Genomic DNA, 19,985 nt, shown 5'->3' on the forward strand with positions numbered 1-19,985 from the left:
GAAGCCATGAAAGAAAAGAGTTCAAGGGCGATGGTTCTCGGATTTGTCCTGGCGGCGCTGGTGCCGGTTTTGATGACGGGCTGCGCCGGTCGCCAGCCGGCCGGCGCCCAACCGCCGGAGTGGGTGACCAAGGGCAGCGGCGCATTCAAAGACTCGGGCAACAAGGTCTTCTACGGGGTCGGCGCCGTGACCGGCGTGCGGAACCGGCCGCTGGCGCAGACCACGTCCGAGAACCGGGCCCGGGCCGAAATCACCAAGATCTTCGAAACCTACACCGCGTCCCTGATGAAGGATTACACCGCATCCACGACCGGCGGAGGGGCGGTGACCAACGCGTCGGCGACGAGCGAAGAGCAGTATGTCGAGCAGGCGATCAAGACCTTCTCGTCCGCGACCCTGAACGGGGTGATGATCATCGATCACTGGAGCGATCCCTCCGACGGGACGTTCTACTCCCTGGCCCGTCTGGATCTGGAAAATTTCAAGAACAGCCTGGATAAGATCAAGGAATTGAACTCGGCCGTAAGGGATTATGTGAAACAAAACGCCGAGAAATCCTTCGACAGCCTGGCGGCCGAAGAACAAAAACGGGGCCAGTAATCCCCCGGAGGACGAACGACCATGAAACGCAATCATCGAGTCGCCATCGGTGTCCTGCTTCTCGCGGCCGCAGGATTTTCCGCGCGTGCGGCCGGGGCCTATACCCCCAAGGAGATCTATGAAAGCGTCGGGCCGGGGGTGGTTCTGATCCTCGCGAGCGACGACGGCCGGATGGGGATGGGCGGAACGGGCTCGATCCTTCGGGCCGACGGGCTGGTGATCACCAACGCCCACGTCGTGATCAACAAGGAGACGGGCCGACCGTACCGGCGCTTGAGCCTGTTCTTAAAACCGGATCGCGTGACCGGGAACATGGACAGGGACCTGGCCCGCCGCGTCGAGGCGAAGCTGGTGGCCTACGACGCGTCGCTGGACATGGCCCTGCTCCGGATGGAAAACCCGCCGGCCGGGCTGACCGTGGTGCCCCTCGGGAATCCGGACGACGTGTCGATCGGGGACCCCGTGGTGGCGATCGGACATCCGGAAACCGGCGGGCTGTGGACCTTGACGACCGGCACGATCAGCGCCGAGATGGAGGATTTCAACGGGGTGAAGGGGAAGGATATCTTTCAGACCGAAACCAGCCTGAACCGCGGCAACTCCGGAGGGCCGCTGCTCGACGGAGCCGGGGCCATGGTGGGGGTCAATACGATGATCTCCCGGAAAGCGGCGGACGGGTTGACGATCACCTCGATCAATTTCGCCCTCAAGTCGAGCGTCGCGCAACACTGGCTGGCCTCGCAGGGCGTGAGCGTCGCGTACGCCTCCGGTTCAAAACCTCCGGGGGAATCGTCCGGGACGCCGCCCCGGGCCGTCGAGAGTGCCGGAACGCCGGCTCCGTCGTCTCCTCCGGTCATGGAAAAGCCGGTCACGCCGGTCCGGAAGCCGGCGGGGGAAGCGGCGAGCCCGCCGCCCGGGGCGACACCTCCCGCGAAGGATGAAAAGCCGGCGCCCAAGGTCCTGACCGAGAAGAGGCCCTACGACCTGGACCGGCTGATCGCGGACCAAATGAAGGAAATGGAAGACCTGATGGAAGAGATGCATAAAAAATTTCGGTAAGCAAAGGAGAAAAACTATGCGTCCTATTGCAGTTCTGTTTGTCCTGTTGTCAACCGTCCTCGTCGGCTGCGCGACGACCAAGGTGGAGCGGGTCGGCGCCGACACGACGACCGATCTGTCCGGACGATGGAACGACACCGACTCCCGCCTGGTATCGGATGAGATGATCAAGGATGTGTTGTCCCGGCCGTGGCTCGACCGGTTTTCCAAGGAGCACGGCGGCAAGGCGCCGACCGTGATCGTCGGAACCGTCACGAATCGGAGCAGCGAGCACATCAACGTCCAGACCTTTACCGAAGATTTGCAGCGCGCCCTGACCAACGACGGCCGGGTCCAGTTCGTCGCGTCCAAGTCCGAGCGTGAAGAGGTGCGCGAAGAACGTCAGGAGCAGCAATCCCAGGCCTCCCAGGAGACCGCCAAAGGCCTCGGGAAAGAGATCGGCGCCGACTACATGCTCAAGGGGACGATCAATTCGATTCTGGACGAGGCCGGCGGGGTGAAGGCGGTCTACTACCAGATCGACCTGCAGCTCTTCGACGTCGAGAAAAACCTGCTGGTTTGGTCCGGACAGAAAAAAATCAAGAAGATCGTCGAGAAGAGCCGTCTCGGGTTCTGATCCAACCCTCCGTTGAAAGCCGCATCCATGGGCGATTTCATCCGTCGGAGCTTCGGGTCGACGTTGGCCGCGGCCGCCTGCCTGTGGGGCCTGACGGCGCTGTCGGGGTGCGGGCCGCCGGTGCAGCAATACGTCCAGGTGGACAACCTCCTGTCCCGGCAGCAGTACGCCGAGGCCGACGCCGTGATCGTGAAATACAAACCCGGCTACGGCGAGCGCAATGCCGTCCTCTATTATTTCGATCGCGGCATGATGCTGCATCTGGCCGGTCAGTATGCCGAGAGCAACCGGTTCCTGGCCCAGGCCGAGGACCGGATCGACCAGCTCTACACCAAGAGCGTCACGGGCGAGGGCGGGGCGATGCTGACCAACGACAACGCCCTCCCGTACGAAGGGGAGGATTTCGAGAAGGTCATGATCAACGTGATCGCGGCCCTCAATTACGTTTATCTCGGTCAATGGGACGACGCCCTGGTCGAGGCCCGGAAGGTGGACCACAAACTCGACCTCTTCAACGACGCGTACGAGAAAAAGAATGTCTACAAGCGGGACGCGCTGGCCCAGTACCTGAGCGGCATCCTCTACGAGGCGAAGGGCGAGGTGAACGACGCGTTTATCTCCTACCGCAAGGCCTATGAGGCCTACGGCGATTACCGCAAGAACTACGCCACGCCGATGCCTCCGCCGCTTCCGGCCGATCTCCTGAGGACGAGCGCGGCCCTGGGGTTCACGGAGGAACACCAGGACTACCTCCGGCAGTTTCCGGATACGCGATGGATCACCGAAAAGGAGCTGCAAAGCCGGTCGGAGCTGATTTTCATCAGTTACACGGGGCGGTCCCCCGTCAAGGAAGACACCTTCATCACCGCGCCGGTCCCCGACGGAAGGGGCGGGACCTACATTCTCCGCGTGGCCCTTCCGAAATTCGTGCCCCTGCCCGACAGGGTCCGCACGGCCGAGGTGCACCTCGTCCCGGAAGACGGGGCGGCCGCTTCGGGCGGCGCCGTTTCTGGGCGGGCCTTCCTGGCCGAAGACATTACGGCCATCGCGAAGAAAAACCTCGAAGACCGCATCGGGCGCATCACGGCCAAGGCGATCGCGCGGGCCACGGCCAAGTATCTGGCCTCGCGAACCATCCGGAATGAATTCTCCAAGGGCCAGGGGGGCGAATCGCTGGCCGGTTTCCTGGCGGATGTCGGCACGAATATCTATTCCGTCGCGACGGAGCAATCGGATAAGCGCAGCTGGCGGACGCTGCCGGGGGAGATCCAGATGGCGCGCGTGGCGGTCCCGCCCGGAACCTACACCGTTGCGGTGGAATACTACGACTCCGCCGGCGGATTGATCGAGCGAAAGGCCTTTCCCGGGACGACCCTGAAGGCCGGGGAGAAACGGTTTGTGGGATACCGGATCCTCGGACGGTAAAATAAAATAGGTTCGCATATACCCGCCCAGCGAGCCGGCGAGCGGGAGGGGGAGGCTCCATCCCGTCTGAGGCGGATGGAGGGGGCGACGCCAGCCCCTTAAACCGATCAGGAGGAGATGTCATGGCTTTCGATCGCACCAGACCTTGTGCCACGCGCCGTGTTTGGGGGACCCGGACGGCATGGATCGTCGGGCTGATCCTGTCGTTGGGCCCGGCCTCTCCCGTCCGCGCCGCGACCGAGCCGGATTGGGTGAACGGATCGGGCAAGAAGTATCCCGCTGAGATGTACCTCACCGGCGTCGGCTATGCGGACACCCGCCAGGCGGCGGAGGACCGGGCCTATGCCGCGATCTCGAAGATTTTCACGGCCGAGATCAATTCCAAGACGGAGGAATGGGAAAAATACCTCCAGTCGGATTCGAAGGGACGGACCGAGGACAGCCGGCAGATCAACATCGAGCAGGCGACGGAGGTCTCGACCAAGAAGGTGCTGGAAAACGTGACGATCGCCGAGAGCTGGCTGGACGAGTCCAAGGCGCTCTACTACGCCCTGGCCGTCATGGACCGGCCTCACGCCACGTCGGCCCTTCGGGACCGGATCGCCTCGCTGGATCTCAAGGTGGACGAGTTGTTGAAACAGGCCAAACAGGGGGACCACAAGCTTCAAACCGTCCGGGCCCTCCATTCGGCGGTCGCAAATCTTCTGCTCCGCGAGGCGTACAACGCGGAGCTCCGCGTCGTCAACCCGGCGGGGAAGGGGTCCGAAAGCGACGTCAGCCTGGCCGGGACCAACCGGGAGCTTCGCGAGTTCCTGGCCAAAAATTTCAAGATCGCGGTGGCGGTCGGAGGCGACAACAGCGAGGCGATCCGAGCGGCGATCGTGGAAGGCTTGAACCGTCAGGGCCTGCCGGTCGCCTCGGCCGTTTCCGCCGCCGATTCCCGGCCCGACCTGCTGGTCAAGGGTTCGGTGACCCTTGACCCGGTGCAGCTTCCGGCAAGCGGGACGCCGCGGACTCATTTCGTGCGCTGGGCGGCGGCCTTTGACCTCACCGACGAAGCCTCGCAGCAGGTGATCGGAAGCGTGGCCCGGCAGGGGCGCGAAGGACACCTGACGGCCGCGGAGGCCGAGGCCCGCGCGTTGCGGACGGCCGAGCAGGAGGTGGCCGGCGAGGTCGGCGGCCAGATCGCCGATTTCATCTACGGAAAGGAGGAACAGTGATGTCGCGATTATTTAAAACAGCCGCAACGCTCCCGTGGGTGTTTATCATCGCGTTCTCGATCGGGCTCGGGGGTTGCAAGTCAACTCCGCCCGCGCCTCCCGGGCGTCCCGACAGCGATAAAATCCAGAAGGACTCCGAGAAGGGCATGCAGGACCTGGAGAAAGAAGAAGATCGCCGGGGCACGGGCGGTTATTGAGCATTCCGTTCTCCGGGTTCCCCACGCATCTATGGTTTGATCGATCCTCGTCTTCATCCTTGAGCCTTTCCCCCGCCTAAGCGTTCGGCCGGGTCGGCTTCGGTGCTCTGTGCCCGAAGGGGACGGGGTCTTGCACTAGGCGATCCAACCGTGTTAGCATTTTTATCAGCGCGAAACTCCCGAAGGCCATACCCGAAATCCGAACGCGTGTTCTAAAATCAGAGGCGAGGGCATTGCATGGACCCGCAGGATCAATCGGCGGAATATTCAGTTCTACAGGCCGACTCCCGGCAGTACCAGACGCTGCTCGAGGTCTCGAAGTCCATCGCCGCGCATCGCGACCTCAAGGCCTTGCTTCAGGACCTGGCCAAGCGGATTCCTTCGGTGGAGCCGTTCGAATACATCGGACTCATCCTGCACGATCCCGAGCGCAATAGGATGCGAGCCTATTACATCGGGACAAGCGATAACGACAGCCTTCCCCCCGGTCTTGAACTGCCGGTGGAGGAATCCGCCGGCGGATGGGTCTATCAAACCCAGCGGCCGCTGGTGGTGCCGCGTCTCGAGGGCGAGGCCCGATTTCCGAAGGTAACCGAGATCCTCAGGAAAATCGGAGCGCAGTCCTACTGCATGTTTCCCCTGACGACGGCGGTGCGGCGCCTGGGCGCGATGTTCATCGCCCGAAAGAGTCCGTCGGAGTTCAAGGAGGCCGAGAAGGATTTCCTTCAACAGGTCGTCAACCAGGTCGCGGTCACGGTGGACAACGTGCTCAACTACGAAAGCGGGCAGCTCGCCCAGCGGCAGCTCGCGCTCGAGCGCGACCGGCTGCGTCTTCTCCTGGAGGTGACGGAATCGATCGCATCGCACCGCGACCCGGAGGAGCTGTTTCGGGATCTCGCCCGGCGTCTTCCTCCGGTCGTGCCCTTCGATTACATCAACGTGGTCCTGCACGAGCCGGCGCGCGATACCATGCGCCTCTGCTTCCTGGTGACCGCGAAACCCAGCACCTTCAAGCTGGGACAGGAACTGTCCATCGATGAATCGCCCGGGGGCCTGGTCTGGAAGACCCAGCAACCTCTGAGCGTGAACGACATCGCCCAGGAGCGCCGCTTCCCGTGGCTGATGACAAAGCTGCGTGAGAACGGCGTCCAATCCTTCTGCGTGGTCCCCCTGACAACGGCGCAGCGCCGTCTGGGGGCGATGGGGTTCGGGACCTTTCAGAAGAGGGCCTATCAGGAGGCCGAACTCACCTTCATGCGGCAGGTGGCCAATCAAGTGGCCGTCGCGGTGGACAATGCGCTCAATTACGAGGCGGTCCAGGCTTCTCAGCAAAAACTGGCGCGGGAGCGGGACCGTCAGCAGCTTTTATTGGAAATCAATAACGCGGTGGTCTCCAACCTGGAATTGGAAGACGTCTTCACCGCGATCAGCGCCTCGCTGCGGAAGGTCATTCAGCACGACGGTTCCAGCCTGGTGCTGTACAACCCGGAGACCGGTCTTCTCCGCGTCCACGTGCTCGACTTCGCGAACAACACCAGCTTCGTCGAGGAGAAACAGGCGGACTCGAACTGCAATTCACCGGCCGGGATCGCCATCGCCTCGGGAGAGCCGGAGCTGTTCGGGGAGCAGGACCTGAAGCGGATGTCGTCCGAATGCCAAATGGCGCAGCGGCTCATCGCCGTGGGGGTGAAATCCCTCTGCTGCATTCCGTTGTTCTCCCACAACCGGGTGCTGGGTACGCTTAATTTGGGCCGGCGACGGGACGACGCGTTCGGTCGGGAAGAGGTCGATCTTCTGCGGCAGGCGGCTCAACAGATCGCCATTGCGGTCGAAAATGGACTGGCCTATCGGGAAATCGCCGAGCTGAAGGAAAAGCTCGACAAGGAGAAACTCTATCTTGAGGAAGAAATCCGCACCGAGTACAATTTCGAGCAGATCATCGGCGAAAGCGCGGCGTTGAAGCGCATTCTGAAGCAGGTGGAAACGGTCTCTCCCACGGACTCCACGGTGCTGATCCAGGGCGAGACCGGAACCGGAAAAGAGCTGATCGCGCGGGCCATCCACAACCTGAGCGGTCGGCGCGAGCGGACCTTCGTCAAGATGAACTGTGCGGCCATCCCGACGGGCCTGCTGGAAAGCGAATTATTCGGACACGAGAAGGGCGCGTTCACCGGGGCCATCGCCCAAAAAGTCGGCCGTTTCGAACTGGCCCATCAGGGGACGATCTTTCTCGATGAGGTCGGCGACATCCCGCTGGAGCTTCAGTCCAAGTTGCTGCGGGTGATCCAGGAACAGGAGTTCGAGCGCCTCGGGAGCACGAAAACCATCAAGGTGAACGTCCGCCTGGTGGCGGCGACGAACCAGGCCCTGGCCCAGATGGTCGCCGACAAGCGCTTCCGCGGCGACCTCTACTACCGCCTGAACGTGTTTCCCATCAGGGTCCCTCCCCTCCGGGAGCGTCCCGAGGACATCCCCTTGCTCGTCCGATATTTTGCCCAGCAATATTCGCGGCAGATGAAAAAAGAGATCGAGACGATACCGGCCGAGACGATGACGGAGCTCTCCCGGTATCATTGGCCGGGCAACATCCGGGAGCTCGAAAACTTGATCGAGCGTTCCGTCATCCTGTCCCAGGGACCCGATCTCCGTGTTTCGCTCGGAGAATTTAAAATGCAGACCACGCCGGCTTCCGATGGGGAGGCCACCTTGGAAGCGGCCGAGCGCAAACACATCCTCAACGCGCTCCGGGAAACCAACTGGGTGATCGGGGGGCCCTCCGGCGCCGCCGCCCGCCTCGGAATGAAACGGACGACCTTGCAATCCAAGATTCAAAAGCTCGGCATTTCCCGCCATACCTAAGGACGCCCCTTCGGTGCCTCTTCCCCGGTGCCGCCCTTCCATCCGAACAACAACCCTTCCCCAGGCAAATTTTAGCGATCCAAGACCCTGTCGATTTTTGAGCCCTCCGAACGACTATCGAATGAATAGGGTCTTCCCGCTCATGCAGCCGTATGGGTATAGAGCCGATGGGTCGGCACCCTGCCGATATTTCGGCGAAACGATTTCGGCAGCGCGCCGAACTTGAAACTACTGGGAGTCCTCAAGGAAACCATAACTATTTTTTGTTTCAGTGACTTGGTATGTTTTAACCGGGCCGGCACAAGCGTGGCACGAGGATTGCTCATTGGCATAGGCCATATGAGGAGTGAAAAAATCCCGTGCTGAAAATTACAACGCAGATGAAGGCCGGCATTTTGCAAGTTGTTCTGGAAGGAGAACTCGCGGGTCCCTGGGTGAAGGAACTGGAACTTAGCTGGCGCTCCGCAACCGGATCGAGGCCGGGTCCCCCGGTGCGGGTGGATCTAAGCTCGGTCGCCTTCATTGATGAGGAGGGACAAGGACTGTTGGAAAAAATGCACGGGGAAGGTGTCGAGTTGAAGGCATCCGGGTGTATGAACAAATGTATCATTGAAAGGATCATCCGGCCGCGGGGTTAAGATGACGACGACATTTAACGCAGCGGGAGGAGGTGTTCCATGAATTGCCCACGATGCGGAGGATTAATGACGGACGACTGGTTCCAGGATCTGCTGGACGATACGGGGCGGCTTCATTTTGAGGGTCTTCGTTGTCTCGTTTGCGGCGAGGTTCTGGATCCCGTCATTCTTCATAATCGTCGGGTCGGACCGGAAGGCCTGCCGGGCCGTCGCCGCCGGCGCTTGAACCCGGCGGGGGTTTCGTAAAACCTGGTTCCCTGGAAAGATGGTGGTGGAAATGAAAGGCGGTTATCCGTTTATCCCGGTTGGCGTGATTTTATTCTATCTGGCCATTGGATTGGCGATTTTCGCGTACGCCATCGCGATCCGGCTGCTTCCGACGAAGGTTAAGATCCCGGTCGTGAGTTGTTCGCTCGAAAAAATCAGGGTCCGGCTGCGTTAATTTCCCGGGGTTAGGAATTTGGAGGCTTTCATGAAAGGGAGAACCATCAAGGGGTGGGTGGCTCGGATGATGATCGGGACGCTCCTTCTACTCGCGGCAAGAATGAATCGGAAGTGACATCCCATGCCGGCCCGCAGTCTGAAAGAGGGAGGTGGGAAGATGAGGACGAATTTCGAGTCCGAGACGACGATCAGTCCGCAGGAAATCAGGTTGAGCGAGAATGCCTTCTGGTCGGTCCATGGCCGTTCCAATGAAATTGAGATCGAGTGTCGGGAAGGCATGGTATGGATCACGGAGGAGGGCGATCACCGCGACCTCGTCCTGCACGCGGGGCAACGGTTCAGAAATGAAAAGCGGGGGCTGATCATCGTCCAGGCGCTCGCGGGCGCGAAGATAACCGTAAACGGCGGGCGGAGCGGATGACAACAGGTCGACCGAGTAACGGTATTGCGAAAGACATCATTCAAACCGGTCCGGAATAACGAACAATGAAAATGGAGCGCATTAAAATGCATAACGCACAAGACACAATCGAACAGAGGCCGCACGGGAAGATTCTTACATCGTTCCCCAAACTCATCGACGGGCCCGTCTATCTCAACGGCCACAACGCCGTGAGCTCTTACGGGGCCAACAGCTACTTCATCAAAAGCCAGGGCGGGAACTGGCTGGTGGATTCCCCGCGATTTGACCCGGCCCTGGTCGAACAGTTCCGGAAATGGGGAGGGATCCGGTATATCTTCCTGACCCATCGGGATGACGTCGCCGATGCGGACCGCTATGCACGGGCGTTTGGGGCGGACCGGATCATTCATGAGGGGGACCGTTCGGCTCAGCCGGATGCCGAGATGATTTTGAAGGGCGACGAGGATGTCGTTATGGCCCCGGCCCGTCTGATTCACACCCCGGGCCACACCCGAGGACATGGCGTGCTTCTCTGGAATGGAAAATATCTGTTCACGGGAGATCACCTCTCCTGGTCGCCGGAGGACCAGGCCCTGCGATCCGGCCGGGATTACTGCTGGTATTCCTGGAAGGAGCAGACCCGCTCCGTCGAGAAGCTGGCCCGCCATGCCGGCATCGAATGGGTCCTGCCCGGCCATGGGGGACGAAAGCAGGTCCCCGTCGGCGAATTTCCAAAATGGGTCCAAGAAACGGCGCAGTGGATGAAGGGGCGAACTTAAAATATCGATAACGCAGCCTCCGGAACCCAACGCGGATTGACATCGCGGTGAATTTAAATCAAGAGGAGATTTTCATGGAAACGCAAGGGAAGAAAATAAGACTACAGCGCACCAGGTGGATTGTCGTATCCGTTTTGCTTTTTGTCCTGGCCGGGGTCTCGTTTCTGATCACGGCGGCTCGGAATGGGACCGCAGAAAACCGCCAGAGTCTGAACGGGGGCATGCCGCCGCCCCAGGTCAGCGTGGCCGTCGTGGAGCCTCGCGACCTTCCGGCGACGTTTGAATACGTGGGCCAGGTCGACGGCGTGCGGGAGGTCGAGGTGCGCCCGCGCATTTCCGGAATCCTGGAGCACTGGAACTACAGGGAGGGGGCGCCGGTGGAGGCGGGAGAGAGCCTCTTCACCATCGATCCGGAGCCGTTCCGGGCCGCGCTGGACAAAGCCGAGGCGGATCTCGCCAGCGCCGAAGCCGTGCTGTCCCGGGCGAAGCGGGACACCGTTCGTCTGAAACCGTTATGGGAAGCGAAGGCCGTGAGCCAGAAGGCGTATGACGATGCGGTTTCCTCGGAACAGATCGCAGCCGCCAACGTGGAAGCGGCGCGGGCGGCGGCGACACAGGCGCGCCTGAACCTTTCCTATACCCGCGTCGAGGCCCCGATTTCCGGCATTACCAGCCGGGCGCTCAAATCGGAAGGCAGCCTCGTCGAGGCCCAGAAGACGCTGCTGACGACCATTTCGCAGATCGATCCGATCCACGTGATTTTCAGCTTCACCGATACGGAGTATCTGGGCTTCACCCGCGCCGTGTCCGAGGGGCGGCTGAGCTTGCCGAAGGACGGCCGATTCGACGTGCGCTTGAAACTCTCCGACGGCAGCGAGTACGCCCAGTCGGGCCGGGTGGACTTCACGGATGTGCGGGTAAATTCCAGCACGGGAACGATCGAGGCCCGGGCGGTCATGCCCAATCCCCGGCACCTGCTGCGCCCCGGCCAGTTTGTGCGCGTGCAGCTCTTCGGCGCGGTTCGACCCGGCGCGATCGCGATCCCGCAGCGCGCGGTGCTGGAAGGCCCGAACACAAAGATCGTCATGACCGTGAACGCCCAGGGTCTGGTTGAGCCGCGGCCGGTGCAGGTCGGCGACTGGTCCGGCGACGAGTGGGTCATCACCGGAGGGCTCAAGCCCGGAGACCGGGTCATCGTCGACGGCGTCGTCAAGGCGCGTCCCGGTTCCCCCGTGCAGATCGCCCAGGCGTCCGCACCCAATCAACCCCATCCGGCCCAAGAGGCCGGCGCCGCCCTCGCGGCCGAACCGTAAGAAGGGAGCCTCCGATGTTTTCGCGGTTCTTTATCAATCGACCGATTTTCGCCGCCGTTCTCTCCAGCTTCATCGTCCTCGCCGGGCTGGCCGCCATGCGTGTCCTCCCGATCGCGCAGTATCCCGAGATCGCGCCGCCCGTGGTGACCGTCCGGGCGGTCTATCCCGGGGCCTCGGCCGAGGTCCTGGAACAGACCGTCGCCGCGCCGCTGGAAACCCAGATCAACGGCGTCGAGGACATGCTCTACATGAGCGACAACTCGGGGTCCAACGGCGTGCTCGAAATCAACATCACGTTCGAGATCGGCACCGACGTCGACCAGGCCGCGATCAACGTCAACAACCGCGTCAAGCAGGCGGAGGCCCGGCTTCCGCAGGAAGTCCGCCGCCAGGGCGTGACGGTGGAGAAAAGCTCCTCGTCGTTTTTGCAGGTGCTGGCCTTCTACTCGCCCGAGGGCACCTTCGACGATCTGTACGTGAGCAATTACGTCACCTTGAACGTGCTCGACACGATCAAACGGATTCCGGGCACGACGAACGTCCAGATCTTCGGCGCCAAGGACTACGCGATGCGGATCTGGCTGCGGCCCGACCGCATGGCCCAGTTGAAGCTCACGACGTCGGATCTGATCCGGGCACTTAACGAGCAGAACAGCCAGTTTGCCGCCGGAAAGGTCGGCGAGGCCCCGACCGGGGGGCCCCAGGAGCTGGTCTACACGATTACCACGCAGGGCCGGCTGGCCGACGCCAAGCAGTTCGAGGACGTCATCCTGCGTTCCAACCCGGACGGCTCCGCGCTGCGACTGAAAGACGTGGCGCGGGTCGAGCTCGCCTCCAAGGACTACGATTTCATCGGACGGGTCAACGGAAAAGAGGCGGCGTTGCTCGGCATCTTCCTTCAGCCCGGCGCCAACGCCCTGAACGTGGCCAGGGAAGTCGCGACGACCATGAAGGGACTGTCGGCGCGCTTCCCGGCGGGGCTGAAGTACTCCATCGTTTACGATACCACCCGCTTTGTGGAGGTCTCCATCCGGGAGGTCGTGAAAACGCTGATCGAGGCCATGGCCCTGGTTTTCCTGGTGGTGTTTCTTTTTCTCCAGAACTGGCGCGCGACCCTGATCCCCTTCGCCGCGGTGCCGGTCTCCCTGATCGGGACCTTCGCCGGTCTCTTTCTGCTGGGTTATTCGATCAACACCCTCACCTTATTCGGGATGGTCCTCGCCATCGGCATCGTGGTGGACGACGCCATCGTCGTGCTGGAGAACGTCGAGCGGATCATGCGCGAGGAAGGCAAGGAGGCGCGTGCGGCCGCGGTTCAGGCGATGCGGGAAGTCTCCGGTCCGGTCATCGCGATCGTCCTGACCCTTTGCGCGGTCTTCGTTCCGATCGCCTTCCTGGGCGGCCTGGCCGGCGAGCTCTACCGGCAGTTCGCCGTCACCATTGCGATGGCGGTCGTGCTCTCCGGGATCGTTGCGCTGACCCTCACGCCTTCCCTCTGTGCCCTCCTTCTGAGGCACGGGCATGCGGAACCGGGACGCTTCTTTCGATGGTTCAACGATTGGTTCCGCCGGGTCACCGGCCGCTATGCCGCCGGCGTGGCCTGGATGATTCGCCGGAGCGTACTCGGTCTCGTGCTGTTCGGCGCCATGGTCCTCATCGCGGCCGGGCTGTGGAGATTCACGCCGGGAAGCCTGGTGCCGGACGAGGACCAGGGCTATTACATCGGCGCCGTCTTCCTCCCCGACGGGGCCACCTTGCAGCGGACCGATAAAGTCGTCGGCGAGGTGGTCAAGGCCATTCAATCGAATCCCGCAAACGAATATGCCGTGGCCTTCACCGGTCTGGACTTCATCGGGGGCGGGTTCCGCAACAACGCCGCGACCATCTTTGTGACCCAGAAGCACTGGGACGAGCGCAAGGTCAACACGCAGCAGCTGGTGGGCGACTATTTCATGAAGACCGCATCCATCAAGGAAGGTCTCGTGATCGCGTTTACCCCGCCGCCGATCTTCGGCCTGGGCAACGCCGGCGGGTTCGAGTTCTACATCCAGAATCGCGGCGAAGGGGGATCCCAACGTCTGGCCGAGGTGACGAATCAGTTTCTTGCGGCCGCCAACAGCGACCCCGTGCTCGCACGGGTGCAGACCCTTTGGCGATCGAACGTGCCCCAGCTGCACGTCGATGTCGACCGCGAAAAGGCGAAGGCGCTCGGCGTGCCGATCAACGATGTCTTCGACACCCTCTCGGCCACGCTGGGCTCCTACTACGTCAACGACTTCAACCGCTACGGCCGCACCTGGCAGGTGTTGATGTCGGCGGAGCCCTCCTATCGCGACAGTCCCGATTCGATCGGCGATCTCTACGTCCGGTCCGGGCAGGGTGAGATGGTGCCCGTCAAGGCGCTGGCCCGGGTGACTTACACGTCGGGGCCGGATTCGCTCGAGCGCTTCAACAACCTGCCCGCGGTCAAACTGCTGGGCCAGGGCGCGCCGGGCGTCTCGTCCGGCCAGGCGATCCAGGAAGTCGAAAAGATCGCCAAGAAAGTATTGCCGGCGGATTTCAGTTACGACTGGGGCGGCGCCTCGTTTCAGGAGAAGAAATCGAGCGGCACGTCCGGGTTGGCGCTTGGCCTGGCGGTGATCATGGTCTTTCTCATCCTCTCCGCGCAGTACGAGCGGTGGTCGCTTCCGCTCTCCGTGCTGATGGCGCTGCCGTTCGGCACCTTCGGCGCGCTCGCGGCGGTCTGGCTGAGGGGCCTGACCAACGACGTCTATTTTCAGATCGGCCTGGTGACGCTGCTGGGGCTCGCGGCGAAGAACGCCATTCTAATCGTCGAGTACGCGGTCCTGAAGCACCAGGAGGGGCTTTCGCCCTCCGCGGCGGCGATGGAAGCGGCCCGGCTTCGGTTCCGTCCCATCCTGATGACCTCGCTCGCCTTTATTCTCGGCGTCACCCCGCTGGCCTTTTCCACCGGCGCGGGCGCCGGGGCGCGGATTTCGGCGGGCACGGGCGTGATGGGCGGGATGCTGGCCGCGACGTTCCTCGCTATTTTCTTTGTGCCGATGTTCTTCAAGCTGATCGCCGGTCGGCGATTGACGGAACGCCGGTCGACCGCGGAGATTCGGGCCGAGATCGACCGCCACAAAACGGCTTTACACGGGACGCCCGCCGGCGTCTCGGGGAACGGACAGAGCGCCCCGGACGGGCAGGCGCCGACCCCTCCGGTGCAAACGCCCGTCCATCAAGGAGGCTCGTCATGACCATTTATCGATTCATCGCGGCGGTATTGCCGGCCGCGCTGCTCTCCGGCTGCATCACCGTCGGCCCCGACTACCACAGGCCGAAAATCGACGTCCCCGACCGTTGGCCGGCCGAGAAAACCGAGGCCGCCGTGCCGGTTCGGTGGTGGGATAGCTACAACGATCCGGTGCTCGACGCCATGGTCGACGAGGCGCTCGCCCACAATTCCGATCTGGCGCTGGCCGTGGCGCGCTTGGACGAAGCCCGGGCTCAGCTCGGCGTTGCCCGCGCCGACCAGTTTCCGGGCGTCGCCGCCGGCGCCGGCGCGTCGCGCAACCGGATCTCGGAGAAAAGCCCCCTTTTCTTCCCGGGCTTTGATCCGACGTTCAACGATTTGAACGCCTCCGTCAGCGCCTCGTGGGAAATCGATTTCTGGGGCAAGTATCGGCGCGCCACCGAGGCGGCGCGCGCCGACCTGTTCGCCTCCGCGTCCAATCGGGACGCGGTCCGGCTGGCCCTGATCGCCGACGTGGCCCGGGGCTACTTCAACTTGCGATCGCTCGATGCGCAGATCGCCGTCACCCGGCAGACCGTGAAGACCCGTCTCGACTCGCTGGAGCTTCAGCGCAAACGTTTCGAGGCGGGCGTGGCCTCCGAGCTGGAGCTGCACCAGGTGGAGGCGGATGCCTACTCGGCGCAGGCGCTGCTGCCCTTTCTTGAAAACCAACTTGCGCAGCAGGAAACCGCCCTCTCCGTGCTCCTCGGCCGCAGCCCGCGGGAGATTATCGGCGCGGCTCCCGAGCGCGGATCGGTGATCGAGGCGATCAGCGTTCCGCCGGCCGTGCCGGCCGGGCTGCCTTCCGATCTTCTGGAGCGCCGTCCCGACCTGCGTGAAGCGGAGCAGCGGCTGGTGGCCGCGAATGCCCGCATCGGGCAGGCCAAGGCCGCTTATTTCCCGTCGATCCCGTTGACCGGAGCCTTCGGCACAGAGAGCGCCAAGCTCGCCGATCTTTTCACGGCCCCGGCCCGCGTCTGGCTCGTCTCGGTCTCCGCCGCACAAACGATCTTCGACGCCGGGCGAATCGGCTCCCAGGTGGAGGCGTCGCGGGCCCGCGAGCGGCAGGCGCTGGCCCAATACCGATCGGCTATTCAGAACGCGTTCAAGGACACGCAGGACGCCCTGGTGGCGCAGCGCAAGGCGCGCGAGCGACTGGAAGCGGAGCAGGCGCGCGTCGCCTCGCTTCAGAAAGCGCTGGAGCTGGCCCGGTTACGGTACGACAACGGTGAATCCAGCCTTCTCGATGTGCTGGATGCCGAACGCGGCTTACTCGGCGCTCAGCTCGACCGGGTCGAGGCGCAACGCGCCCAGCTCGTCGCGACGGCGGATTTATTCAAGGCGCTGGGCGGCGGGTGGGAGGATCAACCTCGGCCACGAGGGCCGTCGGGATAGGAGGGAATATTGATTGAGCGGTAAGTTGCCCGGGGGGAAATTGTTCATTCATCTCCCCGGCCCGCGGGTCCGGAGTCGATGTCGCATTTAGTGGAACCCGCTTCGCCAGACCGTTGAGCCCAAGGTCCACCCAAGCACGCCGATGCCTCCGTAGAGAAGGAGCGAAGGCCCTCCGAGCTTGATATCCTGATAGGAGGGCAGGGCGGCAAAGAGGATCATGGATATCAGGTAAACCCCGCCAAACCACCAGCCCCATTGATGGTGAACCCAACAAGGGGCGGCCAGGCGGATCAGGCCGTACCACCCAAGGGGCAGATAGAGGAGGGGGGCGAAGGCCACGAAGGCGCCGTTGATCAGGTTGATTCCTTGGAAGGTGACCGACCCAAGCACCCAGCCCTGTCCGGATCGTTTGGGCCAGACCGAAAACGCGGTCGGCTTGGCCAGCCAAAGAAGCCCGACGACGAGATGGGCCAGTTCGTGGGCCAGGGTGCCCGGAAGGGCGAGCAGCGCGAAGCGCCCCATCGAGGCGCGCGCGGACCGGAGTATGAGATACCAGACAAGCGCGACGGTCGCGCTGGGCAGGAAGCCCGCCGGCGGAACGGGGAGCTGAGTCATGTCGGGACGCGGGCGATCAAGGCGGCGCGGATCGTCTCCAACAGGCGGCCGTGGTCCGCGGGATCGAAGCGGGGCGCGGCGGACCAATCATAGCTCCAGGGATGCGCGCCGCGAAGGGCGGCGGGTTCGTCGTCGAAGCGCGGGATGACGTGGGCGTGGAGCGCCGGCTCGGCGTTGCCGAACAGCGCGTAGTTGATGCGCCGTGCGCCGGCGGCCTCGAGCACGGCGTCGCCGAGGGCCGCCATGTCCTCGAGAAACGCGGCGCGGTCCCGGCCCGTCAGCGCGTTTAAGTGCGGGACCACCGGATCGGGAAGCAGCAGGCTGTAGCCGCGCAGGAATTGTCGCGCGCCGAGCACCGCCCAGCCGGATCGCATGCGGAGTATCTGCGCCGGCTCATTTCCAGCGCGAAGCCGCTCCACCATCTCATGAATCGCCGTCCTCAAGGGGCCCTTGCCTCCGAGCGCCGCGGAACGCACGCCGTCGTCATCCCCCGCGCGCGAGGCCGCGGGCGGATTGCACTACAGATACTCCGGCCAGGGAAAGGGCGGGGCGCCGCAGACGATAAACGGCGGGTTCATCAGCGACGGTTTATTGTAACGCAGCCGCCGACCCGACAGGTCGGTCACCTTGCCGCCCGCCTCTTCCACCACGCATTGGGCGGCGGCGATGTCCCATTCCATCGTCGGCCCGAAGCGCGGATAAAGATGGGCGCGCCCCTCGGCCACAAGACACAATTTCAACGAGCTGCCGATTTCCAGGGATTCCGACGGGCCGATTTTGCGCAGCAGCTCTTCCACCTTGGCGTCGGGGTGCGAGCGGCTGACGACGAGGGTGACGCCGCTGACCCGGTAATCGCTCACCACGATCCGTTCCGGCGGCTCAGGGCCCTTCCGCTTGAAGGAGCCCGCGCCGCGCGCCGCGTAATAGAGCTCCTCCATCGCCGGAGCGTAGACCACGCCCAGCGCCGGCTCGCCCCGCTCGATCAGCGCCACGTTGACCGTGAACTCGTCGCGCCGCTTGATGAACTCCTTGGTTCCGTCCAGCGGATCGATCAGCCAGTAACGCCCCCAGGCTTCCCGTTCCGTGTAGGGAACCTCCTTCGACTCCTCGGACAAGACGGGCCACGTCGGCGTCAGCGCGCGCAATCCTTCCATGAGCAGGCGATTGGACGCCAGATCCGCCCGCGTGAGCGGGGAGTCCCCTTCCGTCTTGTAGGTGGTCTCAAAGTCGCCGCGCGCGTAGACTTCCATGATCGCCGCGCCGGCCTTCTCGGCCAGCGCGACGACTTGAGGCAGCAACGATTCCAGGTCTGCCGTATCCAACGTAATAAATCTCCTTTTCTCTTTTATACGCATTATCCTCGGGCGTGTCAATATTCGGGATTGGCGCGAGCGCGAGAATGGAGGGGAGCCGATATTCCTTGAGGTCGGACCTTGACGGTTTGTCCTGCCCTTTAAATATTAAAAAGAATAAGCCCTTCAATGCTCTTATAATGCTTCAAGTTGCGAGTGACCAATGGGAGCTTCTTGACGAGAGCGGTCGCCGCGATGAGGGCGTCTTCTTTTTCCAGGGAAGGATGTCGTCTCCGAAGGTCGGAATAGGTCCCGGCAATACGGTCATCCAGCGGAATGATCCGGTGCCGTCGAAGCGTGAACAAAATGGCCTGGCGTTCGGCATCTTTCAGCCCCGGCTTTGACAGAAGGTCCTTCTTTGTCACAACGGAGTAATAAACCTCGAATCCTCTGCCTTCGAAAATCGCCCCGAGAAGGCCGGTGTTGAGGTAATCGATCAGTATGTCGGTGTCGATCAGGAGTTTGACTTTTGCCAATCGCGGATCTCTTTGAGGAAGGGTTCATCCGACCGATCGCGGGAGCCTTTGCGGATCTCCCGAACGTGCGCGACGCTGTCCTTCACGTCCGAATGGCCGTAGGGATTGAACCGCTCGCGAACGACGTCTTCCAACAGACTGACGGGATAGACCCCTTTCTTCCGGGCCTCCTTGATCAGGAGGCGTTTGAGACGGGGATCGAACGAGAGCGTCCATTTTTCCTTTTTCAAAGATGTCTTGGGCATGGTTCAACCGTTTGTATTAATCATACGCATATTATACGTATAATTATACCGCCTGTCAATGCGGATTATTTTATCGCTCCACTGATCCATGGCTCCATTCTCCAGCCCCTCCCCCGCGCGCGAGGCCGGAGGGGAGCGGATAGTTCTACAGGTCCGACCCGGCCAGTCACATCTCTTTGTGTCGAAGCGCGTTAAGATCATCAATGGCTTTTAGCGCCTCCAGACGTGCTTTCTCAATCGAGTTTTGCAACCAATCGTGGTCCTGGACGGTATTTATTAATACGTGCCCACTGACGAAAGAAGGTTGCTGTGAGTCTTGAACAACGCGCCACTTCTCTGACGGAGACCATTCGTAAAGTACATGGCCCACCAGTGAAAAAGATAGGGACAGATTTATTTTTAACGCTTTACGGGAGATGTAGAATTGAGGACGGAACACGTCTTTCCTCTTCTCTCTCCGGCGGATGGGGTCGCGTGAAAATTGAAGACGGAAGAACGGCCCGCGCCGGAGGAATGATGAGAGAGATTATAAAAGGTTAAAAGGAAAAAGGCAAAAGGAGAAAAAGGTAAAAGGCGTGAGGGGTGGGAGTGAGGGGCAAGGAGTTAGGAGTGAGGAGTAAGGTGTCAGGAGATAAGGATTCGGGAATCGGCTTCTTTCATCATTGCGCGGATCTTTCCCAGTTCCTTGGCCTTCCACCTTTTTGCCCAACCCATCTTGTGGGGCTTGCAGAGGGCGCAGGACCGCCGCTTTGTTCGATATTGTTTTCTCATTTTCGATTCTATTTCGCCGCTAAACTTTTCAGGGTTCGCACTCGAAAACCAACGATGGTGATGCCCACAACCTCTTTCTTCTTTTCGTCATAACGAACAATCACGCCCTCGCCGATATCGGTGCCAACGGCCGGGCGAGGCTTGCCGACCGAAATGTAGAGCACATCTGCTTCTTCGTCAAACTCCCAGTTGAGCGCCGGTTTACCCTCGAGAATTTTTAAGGTTTCCATATGGTTGATCTCCTTTTTGAAGGCGTAACCGTAAAATAGGCCGTCAGAACAAA

The 19,985-nt window shown here is 62.0% G+C and carries 21 protein-coding genes; 15 read left to right on the forward strand and 6 right to left on the reverse strand.

Annotated features, from left to right (window positions below; translation table 11 throughout):
- Positions 1-6 precede the first annotated feature (6 nt).
- The 15 genes from VMN77_03855 (at position 7) to VMN77_03925 (ending at position 16,243) form a co-directional block, all read left to right on the forward strand.
- On the forward strand, positions 7-600 hold the full coding sequence (locus tag VMN77_03855) for an LPP20 family lipoprotein (GenBank protein ID HTN42912.1): 594 nt from the start codon (positions 7-9) through the stop codon (positions 598-600).
- Between the two features lie 21 nt (positions 601-621).
- Positions 622-1,659, forward strand: a complete 1,038-nt coding sequence (locus VMN77_03860) for a trypsin-like peptidase domain-containing protein (GenBank protein ID HTN42913.1) — start codon at positions 622-624, stop codon at positions 1,657-1,659.
- Between the two features lie 16 nt (positions 1,660-1,675).
- Positions 1,676-2,275 (forward strand): penicillin-binding protein activator LpoB, encoded by a 600-nt coding sequence (gene lpoB / locus VMN77_03865; GenBank protein ID HTN42914.1) that lies wholly within the window; start codon positions 1,676-1,678, stop codon positions 2,273-2,275.
- A gap of 27 nt (positions 2,276-2,302) precedes the next feature.
- Positions 2,303-3,700: a hypothetical protein gene (locus tag VMN77_03870; protein ID HTN42915.1), complete on the forward strand. Its 1,398-nt coding sequence runs from the start codon at positions 2,303-2,305 to the stop codon at positions 3,698-3,700.
- 122 nt (positions 3,701-3,822) lie between these two features.
- A complete protein-coding gene (locus VMN77_03875) occupies positions 3,823-4,920 on the forward strand; it encodes an LPP20 family lipoprotein (protein HTN42916.1) in 1,098 nt (365 codons plus the stop codon).
- On the forward strand, positions 4,920-5,117 hold the full coding sequence (locus VMN77_03880; protein HTN42917.1) for a hypothetical protein: 198 nt from the start codon (positions 4,920-4,922) through the stop codon (positions 5,115-5,117). Before VMN77_03875 ends, VMN77_03880 begins: the two co-directional genes overlap by 1 nt.
- Before the next feature lie 237 nt (positions 5,118-5,354).
- Positions 5,355-7,976, forward strand: a complete 2,622-nt coding sequence (locus VMN77_03885) for a sigma 54-interacting transcriptional regulator (GenBank protein HTN42918.1) — start codon at positions 5,355-5,357, stop codon at positions 7,974-7,976.
- A gap of 359 nt (positions 7,977-8,335) precedes the next feature.
- A complete protein-coding gene (locus VMN77_03890) occupies positions 8,336-8,614 on the forward strand; it encodes a hypothetical protein (GenBank protein HTN42919.1) in 279 nt (92 codons plus the stop codon).
- Between the two features lie 39 nt (positions 8,615-8,653).
- Positions 8,654-8,860, forward strand: coding sequence for a hypothetical protein (locus VMN77_03895; GenBank protein ID HTN42920.1), 207 nt, complete (start codon positions 8,654-8,656; stop codon positions 8,858-8,860).
- 31 nt (positions 8,861-8,891) lie between these two features.
- A complete protein-coding gene (locus VMN77_03900) occupies positions 8,892-9,056 on the forward strand; it encodes a hypothetical protein (protein HTN42921.1) in 165 nt (54 codons plus the stop codon).
- Between the two features lie 159 nt (positions 9,057-9,215).
- Positions 9,216-9,479, forward strand: coding sequence for a DUF2917 domain-containing protein (locus VMN77_03905; protein HTN42922.1), 264 nt, complete (start codon positions 9,216-9,218; stop codon positions 9,477-9,479).
- An 86-nt stretch (positions 9,480-9,565) separates the two neighbouring features.
- A complete protein-coding gene (locus VMN77_03910; protein HTN42923.1) occupies positions 9,566-10,240 on the forward strand; it encodes an MBL fold metallo-hydrolase in 675 nt (224 codons plus the stop codon).
- Between the two features lie 74 nt (positions 10,241-10,314).
- Entirely contained in the window at positions 10,315-11,553 is a 1,239-nt protein-coding gene (locus VMN77_03915; protein HTN42924.1) for an efflux RND transporter periplasmic adaptor subunit, read from the forward strand.
- Between the two features lie 14 nt (positions 11,554-11,567).
- Positions 11,568-14,813, forward strand: coding sequence for a multidrug efflux RND transporter permease subunit (locus VMN77_03920; GenBank protein HTN42925.1), 3,246 nt, complete (start codon positions 11,568-11,570; stop codon positions 14,811-14,813).
- The gene (locus tag VMN77_03925; GenBank protein HTN42926.1) at positions 14,810-16,243 is read left to right on the forward strand and encodes an efflux transporter outer membrane subunit; all 1,434 of its coding nucleotides are present in this window, start codon (positions 14,810-14,812) and stop codon (positions 16,241-16,243) included. The genes VMN77_03920 and VMN77_03925 overlap by 4 nt, the downstream gene beginning before the upstream one ends.
- A gap of 87 nt (positions 16,244-16,330) precedes the next feature.
- On the opposite strand, the gene VMN77_03930 is transcribed toward VMN77_03925, so the two are convergent.
- From VMN77_03930 to VMN77_03955, 6 genes are all read right to left on the reverse strand, one after another.
- Positions 16,331-16,858 carry a hypothetical protein gene (locus tag VMN77_03930; GenBank protein ID HTN42927.1) on the reverse strand — a complete coding sequence of 176 codons (528 nt, stop codon included), beginning with the start codon at positions 16,856-16,858 and terminating at the stop codon, positions 16,331-16,333.
- On the reverse strand, positions 16,855-17,280 hold the full coding sequence (locus VMN77_03935; GenBank protein ID HTN42928.1) for a hypothetical protein: 426 nt from the start codon (positions 17,278-17,280) through the stop codon (positions 16,855-16,857). The genes VMN77_03930 and VMN77_03935 overlap by 4 nt, the downstream gene beginning before the upstream one ends.
- Before the next feature lie 96 nt (positions 17,281-17,376).
- Positions 17,377-18,180: a 3'(2'),5'-bisphosphate nucleotidase CysQ gene (gene cysQ / locus VMN77_03940; GenBank protein ID HTN42929.1), complete on the reverse strand. Its 804-nt coding sequence runs from the start codon at positions 18,178-18,180 to the stop codon at positions 17,377-17,379.
- A gap of 131 nt (positions 18,181-18,311) precedes the next feature.
- Positions 18,312-18,686, reverse strand: a complete 375-nt coding sequence (locus tag VMN77_03945; GenBank protein ID HTN42930.1) for a PIN domain-containing protein — start codon at positions 18,684-18,686, stop codon at positions 18,312-18,314.
- Positions 18,665-18,931, reverse strand: a complete 267-nt coding sequence (locus tag VMN77_03950) for a hypothetical protein (protein ID HTN42931.1) — start codon at positions 18,929-18,931, stop codon at positions 18,665-18,667. Before VMN77_03950 ends, VMN77_03945 begins: the two co-directional genes overlap by 22 nt.
- Before the next feature lie 779 nt (positions 18,932-19,710).
- Positions 19,711-19,932, reverse strand: coding sequence for a DUF2283 domain-containing protein (locus VMN77_03955; protein ID HTN42932.1), 222 nt, complete (start codon positions 19,930-19,932; stop codon positions 19,711-19,713).
- Between the last annotated feature and the right edge of the window lie 53 nt (positions 19,933-19,985).

The sequence above is a fragment of the Nitrospiria bacterium genome (genome assembly GCA_035498035.1).
Classification (GTDB): domain Bacteria; phylum Nitrospirota; class Nitrospiria; order JACQBZ01; family JACQBZ01; genus JACQBZ01.

Bases quoted from the DNA above. Each gene is read 5' to 3' on its own strand.
- VMN77_03905 (HTN42922.1), top strand. From the start codon at position 9,216: ATGAGGACGAATTTCGAGTCCGAGACGACGATCAGTCCGCAGGAAATC.
- VMN77_03925 (HTN42926.1), top strand. From the start codon at position 14,810: ATGACCATTTATCGATTCATCGCGGCGGTATTGCCGGCCGCGCTGCTC.
- VMN77_03930 (HTN42927.1), bottom strand. From the start codon at position 16,858: ATGACTCAGCTCCCCGTTCCGCCGGCGGGCTTCCTGCCCAGCGCGACC.
- VMN77_03870 (HTN42915.1), top strand. From the start codon at position 2,303: ATGGGCGATTTCATCCGTCGGAGCTTCGGGTCGACGTTGGCCGCGGCC.
- VMN77_03935 (HTN42928.1), bottom strand. From the start codon at position 17,280: ATGGTGGAGCGGCTTCGCGCTGGAAATGAGCCGGCGCAGATACTCCGC.
- lpoB (HTN42914.1), top strand. From the start codon at position 1,676: ATGCGTCCTATTGCAGTTCTGTTTGTCCTGTTGTCAACCGTCCTCGTC.
- VMN77_03955 (HTN42932.1), bottom strand. From the start codon at position 19,932: ATGGAAACCTTAAAAATTCTCGAGGGTAAACCGGCGCTCAACTGGGAG.
- VMN77_03910 (HTN42923.1), top strand. From the start codon at position 9,566: ATGCATAACGCACAAGACACAATCGAACAGAGGCCGCACGGGAAGATT.
- VMN77_03885 (HTN42918.1), top strand. From the start codon at position 5,355: ATGGACCCGCAGGATCAATCGGCGGAATATTCAGTTCTACAGGCCGAC.
- VMN77_03880 (HTN42917.1), top strand. From the start codon at position 4,920: ATGTCGCGATTATTTAAAACAGCCGCAACGCTCCCGTGGGTGTTTATC.
- VMN77_03895 (HTN42920.1), top strand. From the start codon at position 8,654: ATGAATTGCCCACGATGCGGAGGATTAATGACGGACGACTGGTTCCAG.
- VMN77_03950 (HTN42931.1), bottom strand. From the start codon at position 18,931: ATGCCCAAGACATCTTTGAAAAAGGAAAAATGGACGCTCTCGTTCGAT.
- VMN77_03920 (HTN42925.1), top strand. From the start codon at position 11,568: ATGTTTTCGCGGTTCTTTATCAATCGACCGATTTTCGCCGCCGTTCTC.
- VMN77_03900 (HTN42921.1), top strand. From the start codon at position 8,892: ATGAAAGGCGGTTATCCGTTTATCCCGGTTGGCGTGATTTTATTCTAT.
- VMN77_03915 (HTN42924.1), top strand. From the start codon at position 10,315: ATGGAAACGCAAGGGAAGAAAATAAGACTACAGCGCACCAGGTGGATT.
- VMN77_03860 (HTN42913.1), top strand. From the start codon at position 622: ATGAAACGCAATCATCGAGTCGCCATCGGTGTCCTGCTTCTCGCGGCC.
- VMN77_03875 (HTN42916.1), top strand. From the start codon at position 3,823: ATGGCTTTCGATCGCACCAGACCTTGTGCCACGCGCCGTGTTTGGGGG.
- VMN77_03855 (HTN42912.1), top strand. From the start codon at position 7: ATGAAAGAAAAGAGTTCAAGGGCGATGGTTCTCGGATTTGTCCTGGCG.